Genomic DNA, 24560 nt, shown 5'->3' with positions numbered 1-24560 from the left:
TTAAAGTTAGAGACGTTAAAAAGGGTTTAAAACCTAAGCTATATTATACTCTGAGTTTAGTTTTTGAATTTGTTCTGGTCTCCCTAAAACAATAATTTTAGACCCAAGAACTAATCTGGTATCTGCTTCAGGATTAACAATATATTCTCCTTTGTCATCTTTAAAACCAATAACAGTACAGCCTGTTTTTTTTCTTAGATCTAAATCTCTAATTGTCTTTGTTTCCTTGGCATTATAAAGTTGCTCTACCTTAACTTCTTCAACATTAATATTCCGTTCGCCAACGATGCCTAAATTATCAATAAACTCAACTAAATCAGGTATCACAACTAAAGATGCCATGTGATCTCCTCCAATGCGATCTGGAAGAATAACATTATTGGCGCCTGCTAATTTTAGCTTCTCATAAGATGTTTCTTGTGAAGCTCTACTAATGATGTGCATTTTTTTATTAATCTGTCTAGCAGACAATACTACAAATAAATTATCCGCATCGTTTGGCAAAGCAGAGATAAGTGTGCTTGCTTTTTCAATACCAGCCTCATAAAGTGTTTCATCTTCATTGGCATTTCCATAAATAAAAGGAATATCATCTTCTTGATATTTTTCGATGACCTCTTTATTTTTTTCTATAATCACAAACGGTTTTTTGTATGCAAATAGCTTTCGAGCTGCCTGCTTTCCATTTCGCCCAAATCCACAAATGATGATGTGATTAGACATAGCATCAATTTTCTTCTGCATCTTTCTTTGTTTTATATCTTTAATATTACTCTTGCTTAATATATATTCGGTTATTATAGATATAGCATAACCCACTATAACCACACTTGCTAAAATTAAAAAAATAGTAAATATCTTAGATTGTGGATCTAACGGATTAACTTCAGAAAAACCAACAGTTGTAATGGTGATAACCGTCATATAAAATGCATCTAACCAGTCATAACCAGAGATGAATTTATAGCCAAACACACCAATACACAACAAAAAGCCTAACATCATTATGGCTGTGTAAATCTTAGATCTATAGAGTCTTAAAAGTGGATTATTCATATTATAAATCGAAAACCGAAGAGCGTTTAGTATAGACAATATCTTTTATTCGCATCCAAAACGCTAAAAACAAATATAGAGCAAATCCAAAACCTACGGTTACAAAAGTAAGATACATAAAAGATGTTCTTACAATTTTAGCTCTAATACCCAAACGATCTGCAATACGCTGACATACATAATAGCCACGTTTCTGAAAATAGAGTAATAAGGCATAGAACCAATTCATATCGGCAAGTTATACCAATTAAACCATAAAATATGGTATGTCAACTTATTCTTTTTTAATTTAAATGTCTTGCTCATAAATTCCGTAGCTATGCTATGCAATTTAATCATAGCGTTTTTAAATTTAAAAATAATTTCGTTTTAGATAAAACATTTTATGGTTTAATTGGCATATCAATTTTTAACGATTAGACTATTGCCTACAGCACATTGTAGACATTTATTCTTATCACAATATTGCTGCTTTAATTGCAATAATGCCTGAGAATTCAGAGCATTGTTTTCTACCTTCTTTAAATCCTGAAATTTAGACACAATGCTATTCTTTTCAATTTTTAATTGCTTAATGAGTTGAAACAAATCATCGTCAATAGACTTTCCTTGAGATTTAGAATAACTGAATTTTAACGGAATAATGGTATTGATAATAAGTAAATCAATAAAAGATTCAGTTAATAGTTTTTTAGATTTTTTTGATGTTTTAGAAAATGTGTAATGTGTCTTCCAAAAATCAGTAGCTCCTTTTTTTAGCAATTTATAATAGTCCTCTTTAGTTTTTAAATCAATCATTCTTGAAAACAAACTATGTTCTAATGCATAGAGATTTGCAAACTGAGACAAACGAATATTTGGAAAATTTGGTGGTCTCAATCTAAAAAACTGAACTGGCAATACACCTTGATTATTAAGTCTAAACTTCTGCTTTAAAAATTGATAGCGTTCTTTTAAGTCTGAACAATAAACATCTTGCACATCATCATCTAACAAACTTGCTTGTCCAAACAATAAAGCTTCAATATCTAAAACATCATTTTGAAGTTTTCTTAGTATTGAAAAATCAAATGAATTTGCTAAACTAGCAAATGATTTACCATTAACTTTAAGACCAAAATTCTTTAAAAGCATTTTAAATAATACAGCTTCCCAATCATTATTTGAAGTTTTTAATAGCTCTTGAATAATTTCAGACTTACACTCTAAACGTTCTATGTATAAACGTTCTAACCAATTATTGAGCAGAAAATCATCAACCTTATGAAAATTTGATTCACAATTAATCCAAGACTTAGATTGCATAAGTTTTTCATAATTATTTAATAAATCCTTATCAACATAATGCTTGAGTTCTAAAGTTGAGATTTCAGAATTATCTTTTCTAAAAATTTCTGTGTCGTGATCCCAAACTACATGCAAAATTACATTATCATAAGCTTTGTCTATTTCGTGATTATGCACATACCAATCTGATGATTTTGTATGTATTTCTACATTACCAGCCCAAAGCTGGCTACTAATACTTAGCTGTGCATTAAAAAAATCTGGGCCAGCATTATGGTTATGCTGGCCTAATTGCTTAATAGTAATGGTTTCGTCTTTAACTGTTTTTAAGTTAGACGAATTGAAAGCTTTATGTTTCCAGACATAATGAAGAAAATCCTCTCTCATTCTACTAAAATAAGGTTCGAATTTAAAATTATAAAGTTTATCTAATTATTTCTTCAAAACCTTTATAGATTCATAACCATGATATGTATAAAGCACCAAATAATAATTACCCGAAGTAAGTGTCGATGAATTCCAATTAATTTCATATCCACCAGCTTCTTTCATAGTTGACATTAGTGTTTGCAGACGTTGCCCTGAATTATTATAAACACTCAATTCGCAAAAAGTATTATTAATTAAATTTAATTTAATAGTTGCGCTATTATTTATAACATTAGAATTCTTAACAACTAAAGAATGCCCTTTAGGTTTTGGTATATCAAACTCATCAATACTTAAAAGTGCAGGATCTATATATTTATATACATTAACGCCAGAAGTATACATAAGCGTATCATTAATACGCTGAAACCTATTATAACTAGAGCCAACAGTAGATTTATATTCCCAAGTTTGACCCTGATTAGTTGTTTCATAAAAAAACTCACCAAAACCACCAACCCAACCAACATTCTCACTTAAAAACCCAACACCTTGTATTGTACCAGAAACACCTGCAGATGTCACAGAATTTAGTTGCCATGTTAATCCGCCATCTGAAGATTTAAAATATTCTGGTGTAGATGTAAATGCTTCTACAGATGCATACATAACATCCTTATCTAATTCTTGTATTTTCCAGATGCGCTGATCATTACCATTACTAATAGCTAATGTACTCCACGTATTACCTCCATCTACGGTTCTTATTAAAACACCTTTTAAACCAGTTCCTTGAGGACTTTGACCAGCCGCAAAGCCTATATTTTCATCTTTAAAATAAATATCTACCAAAGCATTACATAAACTTCCCATATTGGTATAAGTCCATGTTTCACCTTGATTTACAGATTTCATAATATATGCAGATCCATAGAATACTCCTGTAATAAAAATCGTTTCTTCATTTGTCATATGCATTCCACAAATCCCAGGAACATTAATAGGTAATGTAGAAGATATATCTGTCCAAGTTTCACCACCATCAATCGTTTTTAATAATGTTGTTGTTGGATTACCATTAGCAAGTGTGCCAGCAAAACCAATCTGTTCATTATAAAACTCAACACTTCTAAAATAATGATTAGAGTTATAGTACTGCTGATTCCATGTTTGACCACCATCAGTAGTTTTTAGAATTTGACCTCCTCCATCTACAACCCAACCTACATCAGCATCAATAAATTGCATATCCTCAAAGCGCCAACTCAATGTAGATGCATTTAATGTTTGCCATTCTTGTGCGAATATTTGCTGTGTACAAAATCCAAATATCATTAAGGAAATAAAAAAATAGTTTTGAATTACTTTCATTTGTTTGAAGTTTTGTGAAACACATACCTCAAAACTAGACTTATTAGCAGTCGATAAATTGTAAAAAAACGAAATTCTCAACCAACGCGTAGGTTCAAAATATCACCATTTGGATTAATAGATTTTAAAAATTTGGAAGGATTCAGTCCTGTAAATTGTTTAAAGTCCTTTATAAAATGAGATTGATCGTAGTAATTATTCGCTAAAGCTAACTGAGTTAATGACTGCTCTGTGTTTACTTTCATTTGCTCAATAACTTTATTAATTCGAATTGTTCTAGAAAATAACTTTGGAGAAATTCCTATTTCATTTTTAAAGCGTTGTTCTAATCGTCGTAACCCAATACCTGTGCTTTGATTTTTTATTAAGTTATGGGCATTTATTGATAAATCTGAAAGCACATATTTTAAACTCTTTTTGTAATTATCATTTAAAAAAGAAAAAAGGTACTGTTCAATATGTTCTATTTTTGTTTTTACATCTTTAGAAAGTATTATTTTCTCTTGGAGTTCACTCATATCAGGTAAATTTAATTGAGACAAACTCAGACAACTATCCGTAAGATAATGCATATCTACATTCCAAATTTTATCCGCAACCCAAGGGTGAAATTTCACTGCAAATACATCTAAATTTTGCTTAGGAAGTGATAAATCTATGTATTTTTTTATTTGCCCAAAAACATGAAATTGGTCTGTCTTTATGTTATCCTCTACATTAGGAAAATCACATTGCCAAGGTTCACCAGAATGAAATACCCAATCTACATAAGCATCTGGCACAAATCTATACTGTCCATCAACTACATCACTATTAGATGGCTTCAATGTCCAGAAATAAGCAATAATGTGCTCATAATCTTGGGATGGAGGATGTTTTTTAAACAGCATAGTACTACTAAATTACAGAAAAAAGACTTACCAAAACTCATTCACTATAACGCAAAAAAATCCTGAGTTCCCTCAAGATTTTTTTACGTTATAATAAGACACCTATTTCACTTCGACTTAGCTCAGCGAGTATAGAAGCATTTATTTATTCTAGATAACCCATTTCGCGCATCCACTCGTCATTAAACATTTTACCAACATAACGACTTCCATGATCGTGAAACAATACTACTACAACATCTTCTGGTTTAAAATGCTCTTTTAATTGCAAAACACCTTTAATGGCAGAGCCAGCTGAGTTTCCTAAAAACATTCCTTCTTCTTTAGCCAATCTTTGAGTGTAAACGCAAGCATCCTTGTCAGTTACTTTTGTAAATCCATCTATAATATCAAAATCTACGTTTTTAGGTAAGATGTCTTCACCTATTCCTTCAGTAACATAAGGATAAATCTCTTTTTCATCAAAAATCCCTGTTTCATGATACTTTTTAAATACTGAACCATAAGTATCAACTCCCCAGATTTTTATATCAGGATTTTGCTCTTTTAAATATTTACCCACTCCAGAAATTGTGCCGCCAGTACCTACACCTACTACAAAATGCGTTATTTTTCCTTCTGTTTGTTTCCAGATTTCTGGTCCTGTACTCAAATAGTGAGCTTTTGTATTACTTGGATTATCATATTGGTTTACGTACCATGCATTTGGTGTTTCTTCACCTAAACGCTTAGACACAGAATAATAACTACGTGGATCATCTGGTTCTACAGCTGTTGGGCATACAATAACTTCAGCACCTACAGCACGCATAATATCTACCTTTTCTTTAGATTGTTTGTCTGCCATTACAAAAATACATTTGTAACCTTTTATGATGCCAGCCAAAGCTAATCCCATTCCTGTATTTCCAGAAGTTCCTTCTATAATAGTTCCACCAGGTTTTAATCTGCCATCAGCTTCTGCATCTTCAATCATTTGCAAAGCCATTCTGTCTTTTACAGAATTTCCTGGGTTAAATGTTTCGTATTTTGCAAGGACCAAACATGGTAAATCTTCCACTAGTTTGTTTATTTTAACTAAAGGTGTATTACCTATTGTACCTAATATATTTTCTACGTAATCCATAATTTTGTTTTGCGGTGCAAAAATAAGTTAAAAGGGATAAGTAAGAAGTTAAAAAAATGTTTATTCTGTCATTACCTATGAGCTAAGTAACGTGGTAAGTTGCCAAACTCTTATTTCAATTTAAAAGATTGTCTTATCAATCTTTCATACAATGGCGTATCAATCAAACCGGATAGCCTTAACTGGCGAAATCTTAGAAATAATAATAGATGGAATTAATAGCATCAATAAACAAGCGAAAAATGTACCAACGTTTAACAATAAAATGTAATTCCAATTAATATAAACAGGAGCTTCACTAACGTAGTATGTATCTGGATTTAATGGAAATAGCTTAAAATATTTCTGAGCAAACAATAACCCTAAACCAATAATATTCCCCCAAAACAAACCTAGGCCTACCAAATAAGACGCATTATAGAGAAACACTTTTCTAATAGTCCAATTAGAACTGCCCAAAGCTTTTAATATTCCAATCATAGATGTGCGCTCGAGTATTAGAACTAATAAGGCTGTAATCATATTAATTCCGGCAACAATTATCATTATAGCGATAATTCCATAGGTATTATTATCAAAGATTTTAATCCATTCGAAAATAGTATAATACTTTTGCGTGATTGGAGTTGCATTAAGCAATGATGGAATATCTTGATAAACCTGTTTTGTTTTTTCCTCGAGTTCAGAAAAATTCTCAACAAAAACTTCAAAAGTCCCTATTTGATCTGGCTCCCATTTATTCAATCTTTGAATATGTCTTAAATCTACAATACAGAATTTTTCGTCCAATTCTTGAAAACCTGAATTGTAAATACCTACAATTTCAAAATTGATAATTCTTGGTCGTTCTTTTCCAAAAAGTGTTTGAAATTTATTACCAACCTTAAATCTCAATCGGTTTGCTAAATAGCTAGAAATTAAAATCTCTTCGTTTCGTTTTTGAGTGTAATCTGGCAAACGACCTTCAATTAAAAACTCTTTAAAATAATCCCAATTATAATCTGCACCTACCCCTTTTACAACAACTCCTTCAAATTCTTCCTCTGTTCTTATTACAGCAAACTTAGTCGCAATTCCTTGGACATGTTTTATACCTTCAATAGTGGTGAAATTGGGGTAAAATTCCTGATTTAAAGAAATCGGAGCCTGAGATTCGTCCGACGCATTGGTGTCGTAATTTGCAATTTCTATATGCCCATTAAAGGCTACAACTTTATCTCTAATTTTTTGTTGCAAGCCTATACCTGTTGCTATCGCAATAAGCATCACAATAATACCAATAGCAATTGCAGCTATACCAATTTTAATTATTGGTGCCGAAACACTACTTTTATACGCTTTATTACCAATAATGCGTTTAGCTATAAACAACTCAAAATTCAAACTCAGATATGCGTTTTAATATTTTCAAAAATACAGTTTTAATATTTGTCTTGATAACGATTTCTTGTGGTTCTAAAACCAAGAATGATGTATCATCTAATGACGAGATTCTGAAACAAGTTCAGAGTGACAGTACTATTGTTGAAGACAAAACTATTGTTGTTGGAGCAAATAGAACGGAGTTGTATTTACCTTTACTTAAAGGAAAACGTGTCGGCATAATAGCAAATCAAACAAGTGTTATCTTTAAAGAGATAGACACATTCTCCACAAAATCTAGCAAAGAGGAGTCCCATAAGCATTTAGTAGATTCACTTTTATTATTAAAAATTGATGTCAAAAAAGTATTTGCACCAGAACACGGCTTTAGAGGAACTGCAGATGCAGGTGAAGTTGTTAAAGATGGAATTGACACTAAAACTGGCTTACCTATTGTTTCACTTTATGGTAAAAATAAAAAACCGAGCATTGAACAACTAAACGGTATAGATATTATTGTTTTTGATATTCAAGATGTGGGTGCGAGGTTCTATACTTATATTTCTAGTTTGCATTATGTAATGGAAGCATGTGCCGAACAGAATATTCCTATTTTAATTTTAGATCGACCAAATCCAAATGGTCATTATATTGATGGCCCCGTTTTAGAACCAGAACATAAAAGTTTTGTTGGCATGCATCCTGTACCTGTTGTACATGGTATGACTATTAGCGAATATGCACAAATGATTAATGGTGAAAATTGGCTTAAAGATGGGATTAAGTGTGAATTAAAAATTATTCCAATTAAACATTATTCACATCAAAAAGAGTATAATTTAATCATTAAACCATCACCAAATTTACCAAACAACAAGGCTATTAATTTATATCCTAGTTTGTGCTTTTTTGAAGGCACTAATGTTAGTGTTGGTAGAGGTACTAATAAACAATTTCAAATAGTCGGTTCTCCTTTTAGTATCATGCCAGATATAGATATAGAGTTTATACCTATACCAAATGAAGGTGCTAAAAACCCTAAACATGAAGGTAAATTTTGTTATGGCTATAAATTAGACAATTACGAGAAATTAAATACCATAAATTTAAGTTGGCTGATAAAATTTTATAGAGCAAACAAACAGTTTGCACCCAATGAAACATACTTCAAGCCCTTTTTTACCAAATTAGCAGGCACAAAAAAATTACAACAACAAATCGAAGCTGGAATGAATTCAGAAGGAATTAGAAAAAGTTGGCAAAAAGATCTTGTTGCTTTCAAAAAAGTGCGTCAAAACTATCTAATTTATAAATAACCCGTTAATTAGCTCTGGTGCTCCCAACCTTCTGAGATTCTACTGCAACTATTTTTTTTGTTTTAATTTTTAAAGATTTGTCTTTAGGTATATCCTTTAATATTTTAACCACAAACACAATACGTTTAGGTGATTGTACTGCCACTAAAACATGCTTACCTTTAGGTAATTTATTTAAAGGTAGTTTATAAGATGTTGTATCTATATAAAAATCAAAATCTCTCCCATAATCTTTATTAATAGAATACAGATAGTTTATTTTTTTATCACTTTGAAGTATAAGTGTATCCTTAGTTTTATTCAATTTATGAATTAAACCTTTAGCTTGAGTATTTCTATTCTTTTCGAGTTTAGCGTAATGTTCTTGTGCCTGAAGTGTGAAACTTAATAAAAACAAGAGGATTAAGACAAGACAAATACGGATTAAATTTTTCAATACAGCATAGCGTTTTATTAAACATAAGGGTGTTTAAGCTCAACAGTAATTAATTAATCCGAAGTAAACATAAGTAGTTTAGTACTTAAATGTGTGAGAACATCTACCAACTACAAAAATATTAGTGGAAATACCATTTTTTGTTAATAAGTCTGTTAACAACTCTAAAGACCTTGTTTATCGATTTGGTTCTTAATAGAATTGTGGGTCAATTACAAGAAAGGTTAGAAAACTATTCTTTTGCATCAGTAGATAATGTAGGTTTTTCATATTTCTGAAAGGGTTGCTTCAACAAATCCTTAATATTACTATTCTTCTTTTCATCTGGAAATACATCTACTCCATAAATCAAATTTTCACGTTCCATATACATATAAGTTCCGAAGATATGATCCCAAATACTTAAGATATTTCCATAGTTAGAATCTGTATATGGTAGTCTATAATGATGATGTATTTTGTGCATATCTGGAGAAACAATAACATAACTTAGTACCTTATCTAGGCCTTTAGATATTTTAAGATTAGCATGTGTAAACTGCGTAAAAATTAAGGACATCGCTTGGTACATCATCACAAGTGCAATTGGAGTTCCAACAACTAAAATGCCTAATAGTGTAAATGAAAACCTAATAATACTTTCTATAGGATGATGTCTATTTGCTGTGGTCGTATCTACCATATGATCTGTATGATGTACCAAATGCACCATCCAAAGTGGTTTTACCTTATGCTCAACGTAGTGTGCAAAATACGCCCCAAAAAAATCTAAAAGGACAACTCCAATAAGTGCGTATAACCATAATGGCATTTGTGGCAACCAATTTATAATTCCAAAATCATTGGCTTTCGTCCAATCTGCTGCAATCAAAAATATCCATGCTAAACCTAGATTAACTATTATTGTTGTCAGTGTGAAAAATAAATTTGGTATGGCATGTTTCCATTTTTTATAGTCAAATTTAAACAAAGGCATTGCTCCTTCTAATAACCAAAAAAACGTAATTCCACTAACAATAATAATTCCACGATGATGTGGCGGAATAGTTTCAAAATAATTGATAATGGTTTCCAAAAGTCTTAAGAATTAAGATTAATAAATAATTGTGCCTTCTTCAAATTTACTGAAGAAATTTTAGATTTCCATATTTCAGCATTTTCTGTATCTTCTAAAATTATATAAGCTACATAATATAGTAACGCAACAAATGGTTCGTTACTATTTTGTATTGTCTCTGCCTCCATCTTTTTTAATTGCCTAAGCACTTTTTTAGGTCGTTTTATAACTAAATATTCTTGAATTTTTAATAATTGACAACGTTGCTCCAACACCAATTTATCTTCTTCTATGCTAGACTCTATAAACGCTTTAGCTTCATTTAAATAGATATTTGATAAAGCAATAATTGCTGGTCTCAAATCTTTATTGGCATATAGTGAAAAATCTAAATATTTTGAAGCTAAAAAGTATGCCGAATAAAAATTATTCCCTTTCTTATACTCTCTAAATTCTGGTGCAATTAATGCTGTGTTTAGAGAATATCGCTGAATTATTTCTGTAATATTCTCATAATCCTCAGAAAAATCAGATGCATTTAAAATATTTCCATTTACATCTAATATTTTAATAGAATCATCATTAAACTTATCAATATAACTTTGTTTTCGTTTTCCCTTAATCTCTAAATATAAATCTGCATATTGGTTCTCATTTACTATGACTGGCACAAAATGCTCCCAAATCAACGGACTTACTTCTTCATCTTCAAATAAATTTTGAATCATTACCAATCTTCCTTTATCATCATTAACAAATACAGGATATGGATACTTAGTCGTTTCCTCCCAAACCATTAACACCATTTTATTCTGAATTAAAGCCAATTTTTGAGCAACATCTAATGACGTCATCCATGCCTGAGAATGACTTAATTGAACTATAAATAGAATAAGTAATGTTTTAATAATTCGATTTTTCATGCGTTTTTTAATCTTTTATGCATCAATAATTATTCCGAAAACTATCATTATAATTGAATTCTTTTTTTCATCTCTTCAACAATATTATAAGCCGCAGGACAAATAGCCACGTTTTTTAAAGTTAAGTTAGAAATCTGCTGAAATTTATTTCTATCTGTATGCGGAAACTCTCTGCAAGCTTTTGGTCTTACTTCATAAATAGAGCAATAATTATCTGCTCCTAAAAAGGTACATGGTACTGATTGTAATACATAATCATTCTCTTCATCTAAGTGCAAATAAACTTCAATGAATTGCTGTTCCTTCATTTTAAAAAACTTAGCAATGCGTTGAATATCCTTATCAGTAAATAACGGTCCTGTGGTTTTACAACAATTAGCACAATCTAAACAATCTGTGCGCTCAAACTCATCTTCATGTAACTCTTGCATTAGATAATCTAACTGTTTTGGTGGTTTCTTTTTAAGCTTGGTAAAAAAGGTTTTGTTTTCCTTATGCTTATCTTTGGCGAGCTTTGGAAGATTATTGATTTGGTCTTGCATAAAACAAATTTAACTAAAGTTCTCGATACATTCTGATGAAAATATCAGAACACTCGAACTGACGAAAAACTATGAGTAAAGATTTATTCGGAAAAGCATTATTAGATTATCAATCAGGAAATTATTCTGAAGACCTCATTACGTCTACTAACATTTCAGATGACGATGAATTACCTCTCCCCTATTTATTTAGAAGCTATTCTTCAATGCCAAAACTAGAACAGAAAGCTTTACAATTTGCAAAAGGCAAAGTATTAGATGTTGGTTGTGGAGCAGGAAATCATACACTTTGGCTACAAGACAAAGGTCTTAAAGTAAAAGCCATTGACAGCTCTAAAGGAGCAATAGAAGTCTCTAAAAAACGTGGTGTTTTAAATGCTGAACTTAAACCACTCTTAGAAGAAACCTCAACTTTTGACACCATTTTATTATTAATGAATGGCACTGGGATTTTTCAAGAATTAGCTCAGGTTTCTAAATACTTGAAGCATATAAAATCGCTTTTAAACCCTAATGGACAAATCTTAATTGATTCTTCTGACATTTCTTATATGTACCAATATGAAGATGGTGGCATGTGGATAGATGTAAACAGTTGTTATCCTGGAGAACTCGATTATTACATTAGTTATAAAGGTGAACAAGAAGCTCCAATGAAGTGGTTGTACCTCGATTTTGACACTTTAAATACAGCTTGTTTAACAGTTGGATTGAACTGTAAAAAAGTTATGGATGGTGAGCATTTTGATTATTTGGCACAGTTAAAATTATAATACTTTGCAATATCTTGAACATCTTCTTTTTTAAAAGATTTATTTTCTATTTTGTCCCTTAAAGAAATACAGTCCTTAAAATATTTTCCTGCTCTTTTCCTGAAAAATTTCGCTGAAGTATCCCTGTAAAACACTTCAGGTTTTTCATCATTTTTTAAAAGCAGGACCTGATTATGACCACCCATGTAATCATCTTGATTATTATTGCTGCTTACTCCAATAGTAATGTTTGAGGAATTACCTCCATAATTAATTATCACTGTTCGAGCAACTAACTTTAGCTCTCCATCTACCAAAATTTCAACGAAACCTAATCTTGATTTCTTCTTATTTAAAAAAACTGGAACAAATATTTTTGAGCAAGTTTCATTTATCTCTTTTTTATCAACTTTTTTCTTGTATTCAATTATAAATACAATACTGTCTATTTCCTCTGGCTTGTACTTAGATATCTTTTCCTTTTTTCCAATTCTATATTTCAGAATTTCTTTACTTAAATTCATTCCAGATCCCATCATGAGAATTTTTGCTTCACCATTAAGAACTTCACTATTTTTTAAATAAACTTTAGCTTTTGTCCAATCATATTGAGCAAATGAAAAATTTAGACCAAACACAAATAGAAAAAATGCTATACAAATCTTTTTCATAACTAAAATCTATTGAATTTCACCATTAACAACTGTTCTCAACACCTTAATATTAGGAATCTCTTTAACATCAATTGTCATAATATCTTTATCCAAGATGATAAAATCGGCAAACTTACCAACTTCGATACTACCCTTTTCATTTTCTTCAAAATTAGAATAAGCTGCCCAAATCGTCATACCTTTTAAAGTTTCTTCTCTGCTTAATGCATTTTCCATTTGAAAACCACCTCCAGGATATTGCTCTAAATCTTGTCTTGCTACTGCTGCATAAAACGTTAAAAACGGACTCACGCGCTCCACAGGAAAATCAGTTCCTAAAGCTATTTTTCCGTAAGCTTTTAATAAGTCTTTGTATGCATATGCTCCTTTTATGCGTTCTGCACCTACACGATCTTCTGCCCAATACATATCACTCGTTGCATGTGTTGGTTGTATTGATGGCATTACATTTTTATACAAATCAAAATCTTCTAATGATACAATTTGAGCATGTTCTACTCGCCATCGTCTATCTCCTTTCCCTGCCAACACTTTATTATAGGTTTGTAAAACAGCATGATTTGCAGAATCACCAATAGCATGTGTGTTCATTTGGTAATCTGAGTTTGCAATGCGCTCTGCTGATTTATTAAACGTTTCTAAATCCGTAACCAATAACCCTAAATGACCAGGTTTATCTGAATAAGGTTCTCTGAGCATTGCTCCTCTAGAACCCAAAGCACCATCTGCATAAAATTTAAATGAACTTACATTTAATCGGTCTGTTTTGTGTACATCTCTTTTTAAATAATAATCGAGATGTTCTTCTGAAGCTGATATCATTGCATAAACACGCATTTTTAAATCTCCAGATTGTTGAAGGCTATCTATAAGTTCAATAGCATCTTTGTTTAAACCAGCATCATCAACGGTTGTTAATCCTAAATCAAAGCATATTTTTTGTGCAGCTAGTAGAGCTTCAATATTATCATTTCTTGAAGGTTTTGGCCAGTACTTCATCACTAACATCTCAGCATTATCTACTAATACACCTGTGAGTTTTCCATTTTCAACAACGACCTCTCCTCCTTCAATTTTACTATTTAAAGTTACGTTACCTAAATCTAAAGCTGCTTGATTGCATAATATCGCATGTCCATCTACACGTGTCAACACTATTGGTGTATTAGGATATAACTTGTTTAGAAGTTCATTATCAGGAAATATTTTCTCTTCCCAATCATTTTGATCCCAACCTCTACCTTTTATAAAATCTCTATTGTACCTATTCTGAAAATCAGTAACACGCTTCACAACGTCTTCAAAACTTTCTGTACCAACCAAATCGACAGCCTGTTGATTAAAACCTAAACCTAAAAAATGACAATGTGCGTCTATTAATCCTGGAATAATCGCTTTTCCTTCAGCATTTATAGTATCTGCTGCTTTATACTTAGCTTCAATTTCGCTTAGACTTCCTACTGCAATAATCTTTCCGTCTTTTACCGCTAAGGCTTCTGCCTTTGTAAAATCATTATCTACTGTGTAGATATTTGCATTGGCTACAATTAAATCTGCTTGTTCTTTATCCTTTTGGCAAGAGAAGATTGTTATTAGCGTTAAGATGTAGAGTAGTTTTTTCATTTCGGATTTATTATTTTATTTAGATCTCGACTACGCTCGACCTGACAGGATTATCGTAAAAATAAGAAAAGCGTTCCGAATTGGAACGCTTTAAAATATCTCATAAGTATAAAATGAAATCCTGAAATAAATTCAGGATGACATAGTGTATTAAAAATCAAACTGATAGGTTGCACCAGCCAAAGCTTGAATCCCTTGAACAGGAAAATTTAACCAACGTTGATAATCTTGATTTGCAATATTATTCACTTTCGCAAATACTGATAACTGGTCATTGACTTTATATCCTAAATGTGCATTAGCATCAAAATAACTATCTAAAGTAATAGGTGTAGTATCTGGAAATACCAAAGATCCTACTAACAATAATTGATCTTTTCGCTCACCTACATAATACGCACTTGCACCAGCATACCATTTCTCGGAAATCTGGAAATCTAAAAAGACAGAACCTGTAATGTCTGGTAAATTCCAAGCTTCTGTTTGTGTGTCTGTACTATAATTAAAATACTCGCCTTTAATTCCTAAAGTAAAATTTCTATTAATATCAATATTTAATTCACCTGCAACCGAAAAGGTAGTTACATCATCATAAACCACACCAAATGAATTACCATATTGATAGTTCTCTGTAGCAGAAGTTTGTGCATCATTTGCTTTATATAACGCTTTACCTTCTTCTGAGTAATAATTTCCTTTAATGTTGTAACTCACATTATTAGAAAGCTTTCCCTTTAAACCTAAAAACCCTCTATAGCGTTGATCTGTTGGCCCAACAAATAAAGTTGGAGACACAAATGGATTTTCATTAGCAAAATCGTAATATGAATTTTGAATTAAATCTCCTTTAATTCCACCATAGGCTATAAGAATTTCATCAACCAAGCGATACGACGCCTCTATATTTGGGTAAATAAAGAATCTATTATCACTCAATTCTGTATCGTTAAGATATACTAACTTTAAACCTAAGTCTACTGTAAGATCATCTTGTTTTAGTTGATAAGATGGTGCTAATCCAAAAATCACATTACCATACTTAAGTTCGCTATTACCATTAAAATCTTTATCAAAACTACCACCAATGTAATCTATATAAAATTCAGTAGTAATTTCTTGGTCTTGCACTGGCACATCAAAACTTGTCTTTGCTATAAATCTGTTTTCGCCAGAATCTTGGTTATCGCCAAATCGTCTAAAAAGTACACTTCCATCTTTTATTATGGCATCCTCAAATTTTAGTTTTCCACCTATATTAAAACTATTGAAAGAATGTCCTGGATCAATCATATCTGCTTCGGCTTGTCCAAAGAAATTTTGAGATAAACCATACCAATTGTATGTCTGCAAATCGAAACCTCCACCTATCTTCCAAGAGAAATCTCTTAACTTCTGAGAATAGTGTGCATTTAAGCTCGTTTTGGTAAAATCATCATCTAGCAATAAACCATCAATACCTCCTGCAGACGAATGGTGACTAAAATAACCACCAACATTTTCTGTATTACTTAGTTCATGATTTAAATAGACCTCTCCTAAAATCGTCGTATAAGTCCCAAAACCTAATGATGCATAGTTGTCATACAATTTAACCGCTTTAGCTTTATCTACTTTCGCAGCTTTTCCTTTTGCAGGTGTAAATGTAGATGCCACAGGAATAGAAAAAATATTATACTTCACTGCCTTTTTCTTTACCGCATTTGAATCCGTTAACTTCGGAGTATCCTTAATTTTAAAGGCATCAGAAATTGTAGGTGTGTATGGTTTTACCACATTTACAACTTGGTCATCAATAGTATCTTTTGTGCGTTCTTGCGCATCGATAAATGTGACACTACTTGATATGGCGATTATAAAAATTAAAAACTTGATTTTCATATTTAATATTTTGATTAAAAATATTTGACGATTCATTAGATTCCTGTCTTCAAAGGAATTTTAGTTATCGTCTGTTTCGATTGATGAATTTGTTTTTGCTTCTTCGGCTTTTATTTTATTTAACTCTGTTGTTGCTTCTTGCACCACATCATCAAAATCTGGGAAATTAGAAATCACACTTTCTAAAATGTATGTTGCTTGAAACGCATCTCCTAAAGCATAAAAATTCTTAGCCATTACCACTAAACCTTTGGCGCTATAGTATTTATAACTACTATAATCTTTAGCTAGTTTTTGAATGGTTGTATTTGAAGCTTCGTACTTTCCTTCTTTATTTTTGAAATAACCATTGTAGAATAAGGCTTCAGCAGCAACACTTCCTGTTGCTATTTTCTCAACATCAGCATAAGCATCTTTGGCTTTAGCTTCATTACCTGTTTTAATTGCAGAACGCGCTATGATAATTTTAGCATCGCTCTTTACTTTGTTATCTAAGTTAGAATTGGTCAATACCTTCTCTGCATAGGTTTCAGCTGAAGTAAAATCTTCAGTTTGATAATACGCATTCATTAAATTAGACTGCGCATACAATACATTTTGAGGATAATCAGCTTCTTCTTCTAAAGTCTTTAACACAAGTATTGCCCTAGACCAATCAGAATTAGTTAGATAAATTTCACACAACTTCACTGTTGCCTGTTCTGTATATTCGCTTTTTGAAGCCTCTACCACATATTTATAATGTGGTTGCGCATTATCAAACAAGTCCTTTTTATAATATAACTGCGCTAAGTAGAAATGTGATTTTAAAGCATGAATACCACTTGGAAATTGATTCAAATATTTATTAAACTGTCTAATCGCTTTATCTGTATCATTATCTAAATACGGTTTTTCTGCTGCTAAATACATCGTATTATCTAATTCTACATCAGTGACCTCAACATAATCTAGTGTCCTAACCCAATCCGCATAATCATCAACACGACCTAAATCGATATAAATTAAACGTGCAGTAGAAACTGCCTGAACTGCCTCACCAGAACCAGGAAAATCTTTGGCTACTTTTTTGAACTTACTAAGCGCACGTTCATTATCATTTCCGTTGTAGTAAACCAATCCTTGACGCAATAATGCTTTAGATGTAAATGCACTTCTTCTATATTCAGAATTTAATCTGTCGTACATCTGCATAGCTTTGTCAGTATCATTAGACTTTACATAAGAATTTGCTAACGCGTACATCGCATCATCGCGCAATGCTGATTTAGGATAACCTTCAATAAAGGTTTTTAATTCTGAAATCTTAACAGAACTCTTTCCTAAATACCCTTGACTCATTGCTTTTTGAAATGCCGCATAATCAGTTTCGATCTCATTAATTTGAATCGCTTTATTGTATGCTGTTATAGCGTTTTGATATTTACTAGACACAAAATAACCATCTGCTAATCTTAAGTAAGCATCATTTCGACGTAATCTGTCACTCGCATTTTTGTCTATAAATTTCTGAAAATAGTTTGAAGCATTTGTATAATCTTTCAACTTAAAATAAGTATAAGCTAAGTTGTAATTTAAATTTTCGTTTTCTGGTAAACTTGAAGCTTCTGCTAATCCATTAAATTGCTTAAATCCAATTAATGCATCATTGTAATTTGTTAAGTTATATTCGGTTTCTGCTTTCCAAAATGTGCCTTTCGCTACAAAAACAGGATCTCTAGGTTCTTTTAACGAGCTATTAAATAAATCTAATGCTTCGTTATATTTTATTTCATTATAAAGTTCAATTCCTCTAAAAAACGCTACTTTTTGATAAGCTACTTTATTTTCGAAACTGTTCTTTCCTTTTAAAAGTTCTAAAGCTTCTTTATAGTTTTTAGATGTTATGTAAGAGTCAATCAATAAAGTTTCAATTTCTTCCTTGTAGTTTGTTTCTGGATATTTATCTAAATAACCAGCCAATACTTGTGGCACTGATTGATAAGGATTACCAATCTCATAACTAATCTTAGCATAGTTTAACCATGCGTCTTCTTGAATTTTAGCATCATAATCCATTTCTGATGCATTTCTAAACGCATTTAAAGCTTCTTGTTTCTTGTCTAAATTAATATAACTTTCACCTAAATGGTAGTAAGCATTTTGAGCCACAGAATTATTACCATCGATAATTTTATTAAATTCTGAAATCGCAGCTTCAAAATCATTTTGCTTATAATAGGCATAACCTAATTGGTAGTAATCTGTGTTATTCCATTTTCGCTGTTTACCCTTATAATCTTTTAAATAAGGTATAGCTTCAGTGTATTTCTGAAGATTAAAATAGCTCTCACCAATGATTTTAGATAATTCAGATTTGTCATTAGCATTACTTTTTGGTAATTGCTCTTCTGCTAATTCAATGGCCTTTTCAAACTTTCCTAATTTGAAATTTAAATCTGCCTGATAATAAGATAACTTCTCTTTATACTTTTCGTTATCACTAACTTGATCAAAGTACTCATTAGCTGTATCATAATCGTCACCTTCATAAGCCATGTAACCAATGTAGTATTTGGCTTGCGAGCCATATTCCTTAGAATTTACAACACGATTTAGATACTTAGTAGCTTGCTTCTTACTCCTAGTTGAATACAATGCATAGCCATAATTAAAATTGAATTTATCTTTTTCTGAACGTGCAATACTAACCTCATCTACTTTCTGATACCATTTGCGTGCATATGAATATTTTGAATTTTCGAAATAATAGTCAGCAACATCTAAAAAAGCTGTATTTCGCTTTGTACTTGTAGGATATTCTTCAACAAATTCAGCAATTAAATCGTCTGCATTGTTTTGATTTAATCGTACAGCACAATTTGCAATGTAATATGCACAATCTGACTTTATAGTAACATCATCTGTGGTATATTTAATATCGTCAAACAAAGACTGTGCAGCCTTGTATTGCTTATTATTATATAAGGTTAATGCTTTCTGATAGTCTTGTAAATCACTCGTATAAACCGCTGATTTCTGAGCAATACCAAGAAATGAAAAGGTAAGAAAAACGATGATTAATTGTTTTTTTGAAAATAGCATTAGCTTCGTTTTTTGATTATTATTTATTGATGCCGTAAATATAATTTAATACAAAACCTATAACGGTAGAAATTCTGTATAATTATAAACCGACTTATTAAATGTTAAAATAGCCATCCAAAAAGACGTCCAAAGAACGTTTTCCGTTTTGCTTTCTTGGTAAACTCTATTCTATAAACTCCAAAATTATCAGCGGATTTGATTGCAACAGTATTATGCAATGGCATTTCAATTTGCTTCAAACCCATTGGAAATTCAATTTTTAAATCCCTAGAAACTTTACCAAATTTAATAACCATACTTCTGTTTTCTGCATCATATATGTTATAGGTCATTCCTTCTTCAATATTATAGTTGCCAAAATCTATAGTAACATCACTTCCACTTTTACTTAAGAGTGCAATATTAAAATGATTAGAGTTTGTCTTTAACTGCTGTACTTTTAAAATTGGCTCAATTTCAAAATCCTTGAGTTGACTTAACTGACTATTCTGCTCAATATTAAATTCTTTTTGCCACTGATTAATCTTATAATCTCTTTGCTTATTCACCCTAAACCCATTGAGTGGTCTTGTGAAATATAAATTATTATCCATATCTAATTTGCGCAGTTGTAATGCAGATAAGACCGAAGGATTAAAATGAACATAACCAGCATAAGTCATATTATTTTTAAAGACAATAGACTTTGCTTGCGAAATGTTTAAGGCATTATTTTTTCCAATAATAACATTATTGAGTACTGAGATATCTTCTACAGGAGACTTGCTAGAATAACCTAAGGTTAAAGAAGAACCGTAGCCATAATTCTTCCTATCTGTAAAGTCAACATTATGATATAGAATATTATTATGTAACTTAATTTTTTTAGCTACATTAATACCATCTGCATCTTTTGATGCAATTATTATATTATCTACATGTTTACCAGAAGGCACACCATTGTTAAAGATTATATTATCAATAAGTGTTATGTTTTTTACAAACTCATATTTAGAGCCAGAAGTCGCTGACCACACTTCGATACCCTTGTAATAATTATTAAAAATGATATTATTACGAATGAGTCTAATCTTTTCACTTTGATTCTGAATATAAATTCCAACACCATGACCACGCGAGCCTTTATATCCATTATTATAAATAATGCAATCTTCAACTACAGTTCCTCCAGCTGCTTTCCATGATCCAATACCTGAACCAGGAATATTATGAATGATTAAGTTTTGAAATTTACAATCTTCACCTTTACGATGATTTATACCTACTGAAGGTACAAAATCTGCTTCTCCTTTTACTCTAGAAAAATCTCCTAAATAAGTGATTTCAAAATTTTTATAAATCACATTTCCTCCATTAACTTCTATAACATAGCCTCCTTTGCTTCCTTTATTACCATTGAGAATTACCTTATCGTTTTTATAAGCCGAAACCGTAATGTATGTATTAGGAATAGTAGATTGAAGAACACTTCTATAGCGACCTGTATAAATACCTTCATGGATCCAAATAATATCACCACCGTTTACACGTTCTGAAGATTGAGATAGTGCAGTTTGTAAATCCCACGGTTTATTTAAACTTCCGTCACCAGTTTTTGAACCTTGAGTAATATTTCCATCAACTGGAAAGACATGAAATTCGTTTTGAGCAAACGAAATTACTGTAGATAACAGGATTAATAAGCTGATAAAATATTTCATGTGTTTGTATTTATTGCTTTTCTGTCGTCACATGCTGTTCGTAATTAATCATTATGTTGGTGATAATATTTCGAACATGCTCGTTTCATATATGTAATATTCCAATTACTATGCCAATGTTAAACCTAGATTATATATTAGAGTTTGGGATTTGAAATTTTAAACAATACATTTACACATACCAAAATTACAATTAAAAAATATGTCCGAAACGGTTTTACAACTTAAAGATGCTACGATTTACCAAGGTGAAAGCATGGTACTTTCTCACGTGAATTTTGAAATGCAAAAAGGTGACTTTGTATATCTTATAGGCAAAACAGGAAGTGGAAAAAGTAGTTTTATGAAAACGCTTTATGGTGATTTAGAGTTAACAGAAGGTGAAGGTTCTATTGTTGATTTTAACCTAAGAACCATGAAAGAAAAAGACATTCCATTTTTAAGACGAAAGTTGGGTATTGTATTTCAAGATTTTAAATTATTACCAGACCGAACTATAAATGGCAATTTAGAATTTGTACTTAAAGCTACTGGCTGGAAAGAAAAAGAAAAAATCCAAAAACGTATTGAAACCGTTTTAGATAAAGTTGCTATGAAAACTAAAGGCTTTAAATATCCTCACGAATTATCTGGTGGAGAACAACAACGTATTGCCATCGCTAGAGCTTTATTAAATGATCCTGAATTGATTTTAGCAGATGAACCTACAGGTAATTTAGATCCACAAACTAGTATTGAAGTTATGGAAGTACTCCAAGACATTAATAAAAATGGAAATACCATTTTAATGGCTACACACGACTATGCTTTACTTTTAAAATACCCAAGTAAAACCTTAAAGTGCGACGAAAACAAAGTGTTTGAGGTTGTGCAGAGAAAGAATTAAAATCTTTTTTACTCTAAAACCAGAGAATGACTGTAATCTGCATAGGCTACTTTGATAAATTTTCAAGATACTTTCTCGATATAGAAAGGCATTTAAAAAACAATCATGATGTTTCTATAAACTTCAAAATTTACAGTATTCACTTTAGTGGCTTTTTATATACACTTATCAGACTAAAACCTAGCAGTTGGATATCATTTAAAGCATGGTGTTTGGCATATATAAAACGGAAATATTACTTGGAAATTATTTCACAATCTAACACTTACAAAGGATTAGTCTATGAAGATTATCTCTCTTTCCATAAGGGTTTAAACAAAAACATCAATCAAAACAAATTACGCCTACAAGCACTTGCATACATTGATTTATTCGACAAAGCATACCGCTCAAATCGACCCGATTATTTATTGGCGATTGGTGATTCTAGATTATGTATTGAAATTTCAGTTGCTCTTGCAAAGCTCAAAAAAATTAAGATTTATTATATTGAGCAAGGGCCTTTTAACACCACTTTTTTTGACGACAAAGGCGTTAATGCAAATTTGAGTTTTCGAGATCGTATCGACACCATTAAAAATCTAAATGAAAAAAGTAATGCCAAAACGGAAATAGATACCGATTCTAAAAAATATAATCGTTCACTAATCTATCGTGGATTTGATATGCTATTAATGAAGCTCTTTCAACAAACAGCACTATATCCTCCAGATATTAAATATACAGATGTTAATTCTTATAGAAAGTATCGTAATTTTGATTTAAACAAATTAAGCACTCCAAAAAAAGATAAAACATTTTTACTTATACTACAGGTGCCACAAGATGTTAACATGATTAATCATAGTACTATCTTTAATTCGCACTTTGAAATTTTAAAGAGTGTACATTCTAACTTACCAAAAGGTGCAAAAGTCATAGTTAGAGAACACCCTTTATACATTAACAAATATGAAAATGAGTTATATGATTATATCTCAAAACACAATATTATAATTGATAATTTAACACCTCTTACAAACGCAATTGATATGGCAGATGTAGTTGTTGTAAATAATTCTACTGTAGGTATTCAGTCTATTTTTAGGTACAAAACAGTAGTTGTTGTAGGCAATGCATTTTATGACAACGAAAAGATTTGCTTAAAATTAACTCATAAAGATCAAATAAAAACCATATTAAAACAAGCTTTGACACATCAAACAAATACTACAGAAATTGATAGTTTTAAAAATGTGTTATTCAGTACAGTTTTGTTAAATGGTTCCATTACAGATAAAGACTTAAAATCATCCAAACATATTGCCAACCATTTATTAGCCGATTATTAACATGCCTTTTTTCTCTGTCATAATTCCATTATATAATAAAGCAGATTATATTTCTGACTGCATAAAAAGTGTACTAAATCAAACTTTTGAAGATTATGAAATAGTCATTGTAAATGATGGCTCAACAGATATGAGTGTTTCAATTGTTGAAACCTTTACATCAGATAAAATAAAATTGTTTCATCAAAAAAATTTAGGTGTCAGTATAGCTAGAAACAATGGAGCATCTTTTACAAAAGGAACGTACATAGCTTTTTTAGATGCAGATGATTTGTGGAAACCTAATCATTTAATGTGTATTAAAGCGAGTATTGACTTTCTTCCATCTGCAGGCCTCTATGCCAATAACTATTCTATTAAATACAGCACTTCTTACACATTACCTGCAAAATTAGACATTGAAATATTTCAGTCTAAACCTATAGTGGTAAACAACTTCTTTAAAGCTAGTTTGAATGACACTTTAGTATGGACATCAGCTACTTCAATAAAGAAAGATAAGTTTTTTGACTATGGCATGTTTAATATCAATTATTCTACTGGTGAAGATTTAGATTTATGGATTAGAATAGCTCTAAAAGAACAAATTGTCTTTAATCCTGAGTTAACAATGATTTACGACAAATCTATAGAAGGAAGTCTTGGCAAAAATGAAGATAATAATGTTAGATATATTCTATTTAATTCATTTACAGAATATGAAGATGACAATATATATCTCAAGAAATACTTAGATCTTAAACGTTATGGTTTGGCCTTGAGAACTAAAATTAATGGTGAATCCAATATTCATAAAAACACCTTAAAAACTATAGATTTTAATAACTTAAATTTTAAACAGAAATTCTTATTAAAAACGCCAACTTTTTTACTACAATCTCTTAATAAAATAAG

Annotated in this window: 21 protein-coding genes; 5 read left to right on the top strand and 16 right to left on the bottom strand. The window is 31.0% G+C overall.

The features are described from left to right. Nucleotides 1–33: 33 nt before the first annotated feature. The 7 genes from QZZ53_RS02320 to QZZ53_RS02290 form a co-directional block, all read right to left on the bottom strand. Nucleotides 34–1056, bottom strand: coding sequence for a potassium channel protein (locus tag QZZ53_RS02320; protein WP_296381034.1), 1023 nt, complete (start codon nt 1054–1056; stop codon nt 34–36). Between the two features lies 1 nt (nt 1057). Continuing rightward, nucleotides 1058–1285: a PspC domain-containing protein gene (locus QZZ53_RS02315; RefSeq protein WP_296381033.1), complete on the bottom strand. Its 228-nt coding sequence runs from the start codon at nt 1283–1285 to the stop codon at nt 1058–1060. A gap of 173 nt (nt 1286–1458) precedes the next feature. After that, nucleotides 1459–2730, bottom strand: coding sequence for a DUF2851 family protein (locus QZZ53_RS02310; protein ID WP_296381031.1), 1272 nt, complete (start codon nt 2728–2730; stop codon nt 1459–1461). Between the two features lie 45 nt (nt 2731–2775). Further along, a complete protein-coding gene (locus QZZ53_RS02305; protein ID WP_296381029.1) occupies nt 2776–4083 on the bottom strand; it encodes a YCF48-related protein in 1308 nt (435 codons plus the stop codon). A 77-nt stretch (nt 4084–4160) separates the two neighbouring features. Further along, nucleotides 4161–4973 carry a helix-turn-helix domain-containing protein gene (locus tag QZZ53_RS02300; RefSeq protein ID WP_296381026.1) on the bottom strand — a complete coding sequence of 271 codons (813 nt, stop codon included), beginning with the start codon at nt 4971–4973 and terminating at the stop codon, nt 4161–4163. Nucleotides 4974–5118: 145 nt separating this feature from the next. After that, nucleotides 5119–6099 carry a cysteine synthase family protein gene (locus QZZ53_RS02295; RefSeq protein WP_296381024.1) on the bottom strand — a complete coding sequence of 327 codons (981 nt, stop codon included), beginning with the start codon at nt 6097–6099 and terminating at the stop codon, nt 5119–5121. Nucleotides 6100–6258: 159 nt separating this feature from the next. After that, nucleotides 6259–7482, bottom strand: coding sequence for an FtsX-like permease family protein (locus QZZ53_RS02290; protein WP_296381022.1), 1224 nt, complete (start codon nt 7480–7482; stop codon nt 6259–6261). Nucleotides 7483–7490: 8 nt separating this feature from the next. Here QZZ53_RS02290 and QZZ53_RS02285 point away from each other — a divergent pair, with 8 nt between their 5' ends. Continuing rightward, nucleotides 7491–8777: a DUF1343 domain-containing protein gene (locus QZZ53_RS02285; protein ID WP_296381020.1), complete on the top strand. Its 1287-nt coding sequence runs from the start codon at nt 7491–7493 to the stop codon at nt 8775–8777. A gap of 4 nt (nt 8778–8781) precedes the next feature. On the opposite strand, the gene QZZ53_RS02280 is transcribed toward QZZ53_RS02285, so the two are convergent. The 4 genes from QZZ53_RS02280 to QZZ53_RS02265 all read right to left on the bottom strand — a co-directional run bounded on the left by QZZ53_RS02280 (nt 8782) and on the right by QZZ53_RS02265 (nt 11735). Next, complete coding sequence (locus QZZ53_RS02280) at nt 8782–9213, bottom strand: hypothetical protein (protein ID WP_296381018.1); 432 nt, start codon at nt 9211–9213, stop codon at nt 8782–8784. Between the two features lie 232 nt (nt 9214–9445). After that, complete coding sequence (locus tag QZZ53_RS02275; RefSeq protein WP_296381015.1) at nt 9446–10288, bottom strand: sterol desaturase family protein; 843 nt, start codon at nt 10286–10288, stop codon at nt 9446–9448. Between the two features lie 5 nt (nt 10289–10293). Beyond that, a complete protein-coding gene (locus QZZ53_RS02270) occupies nt 10294–11193 on the bottom strand; it encodes a hypothetical protein (protein ID WP_296381013.1) in 900 nt (299 codons plus the stop codon). A gap of 47 nt (nt 11194–11240) precedes the next feature. Then, nucleotides 11241–11735: a YkgJ family cysteine cluster protein gene (locus QZZ53_RS02265; protein WP_296381011.1), complete on the bottom strand. Its 495-nt coding sequence runs from the start codon at nt 11733–11735 to the stop codon at nt 11241–11243. 71 nt (nt 11736–11806) lie between these two features. Between QZZ53_RS02265 and QZZ53_RS02260 the strand changes: the two genes are divergently transcribed. Then, nucleotides 11807–12508 (top strand): class I SAM-dependent methyltransferase, encoded by a 702-nt coding sequence (locus QZZ53_RS02260; protein ID WP_296381008.1) that lies wholly within the window; start codon nt 11807–11809, stop codon nt 12506–12508. On the opposite strand, the gene QZZ53_RS02255 is transcribed toward QZZ53_RS02260, so the two are convergent. The 5 genes from QZZ53_RS02255 to QZZ53_RS02235 all read right to left on the bottom strand — a co-directional run bounded on the left by QZZ53_RS02255 (nt 12484) and on the right by QZZ53_RS02235 (nt 21449). Further along, a complete protein-coding gene (locus QZZ53_RS02255) occupies nt 12484–13158 on the bottom strand; it encodes a hypothetical protein (protein WP_296381006.1) in 675 nt (224 codons plus the stop codon). The two genes, QZZ53_RS02260 and QZZ53_RS02255, sit on opposite strands and share 25 nt — an antisense overlap. 9 nt (nt 13159–13167) lie before the next feature. Continuing rightward, the gene (locus QZZ53_RS02250; RefSeq protein WP_296381003.1) at nt 13168–14784 is read right to left on the bottom strand and encodes an amidohydrolase; all 1617 of its coding nucleotides are present in this window, start codon (nt 14782–14784) and stop codon (nt 13168–13170) included. 150 nt (nt 14785–14934) lie between these two features. Further along, nucleotides 14935–16662 carry a TonB-dependent receptor gene (locus QZZ53_RS02245; RefSeq protein ID WP_296381001.1) on the bottom strand — a complete coding sequence of 576 codons (1728 nt, stop codon included), beginning with the start codon at nt 16660–16662 and terminating at the stop codon, nt 14935–14937. A gap of 60 nt (nt 16663–16722) precedes the next feature. Then, a complete protein-coding gene (locus QZZ53_RS02240; RefSeq protein ID WP_296380999.1) occupies nt 16723–19746 on the bottom strand; it encodes a tetratricopeptide repeat protein in 3024 nt (1007 codons plus the stop codon). A gap of 104 nt (nt 19747–19850) precedes the next feature. Next, complete coding sequence (locus QZZ53_RS02235; protein WP_296380998.1) at nt 19851–21449, bottom strand: right-handed parallel beta-helix repeat-containing protein; 1599 nt, start codon at nt 21447–21449, stop codon at nt 19851–19853. A 202-nt stretch (nt 21450–21651) separates the two neighbouring features. Between QZZ53_RS02235 and QZZ53_RS02230 the strand changes: the two genes are divergently transcribed. The 3 genes from QZZ53_RS02230 to QZZ53_RS02220 all read left to right on the top strand — a co-directional run. Then, nucleotides 21652–22335 carry an ATP-binding cassette domain-containing protein gene (locus QZZ53_RS02230; RefSeq protein ID WP_296380995.1) on the top strand — a complete coding sequence of 228 codons (684 nt, stop codon included), beginning with the start codon at nt 21652–21654 and terminating at the stop codon, nt 22333–22335. 26 nt (nt 22336–22361) lie between these two features. Beyond that, nucleotides 22362–23666 (top strand): hypothetical protein, encoded by a 1305-nt coding sequence (locus tag QZZ53_RS02225; protein WP_296380993.1) that lies wholly within the window; start codon nt 22362–22364, stop codon nt 23664–23666. 1 nt (nt 23667) lies between these two features. Further along, nucleotides 23668–24560 (top strand): glycosyltransferase family 2 protein (locus tag QZZ53_RS02220; protein ID WP_296380992.1); only part of this gene is annotated, 893 nt, incomplete at its 3' end.

It is taken from the genome of Winogradskyella sp., assembly GCF_016744625.1.
GTDB lineage: Bacteria > Bacteroidota > Bacteroidia > Flavobacteriales > Flavobacteriaceae > Winogradskyella.
This window is presented reverse-complemented; position numbering and strand designations above follow the sequence as displayed.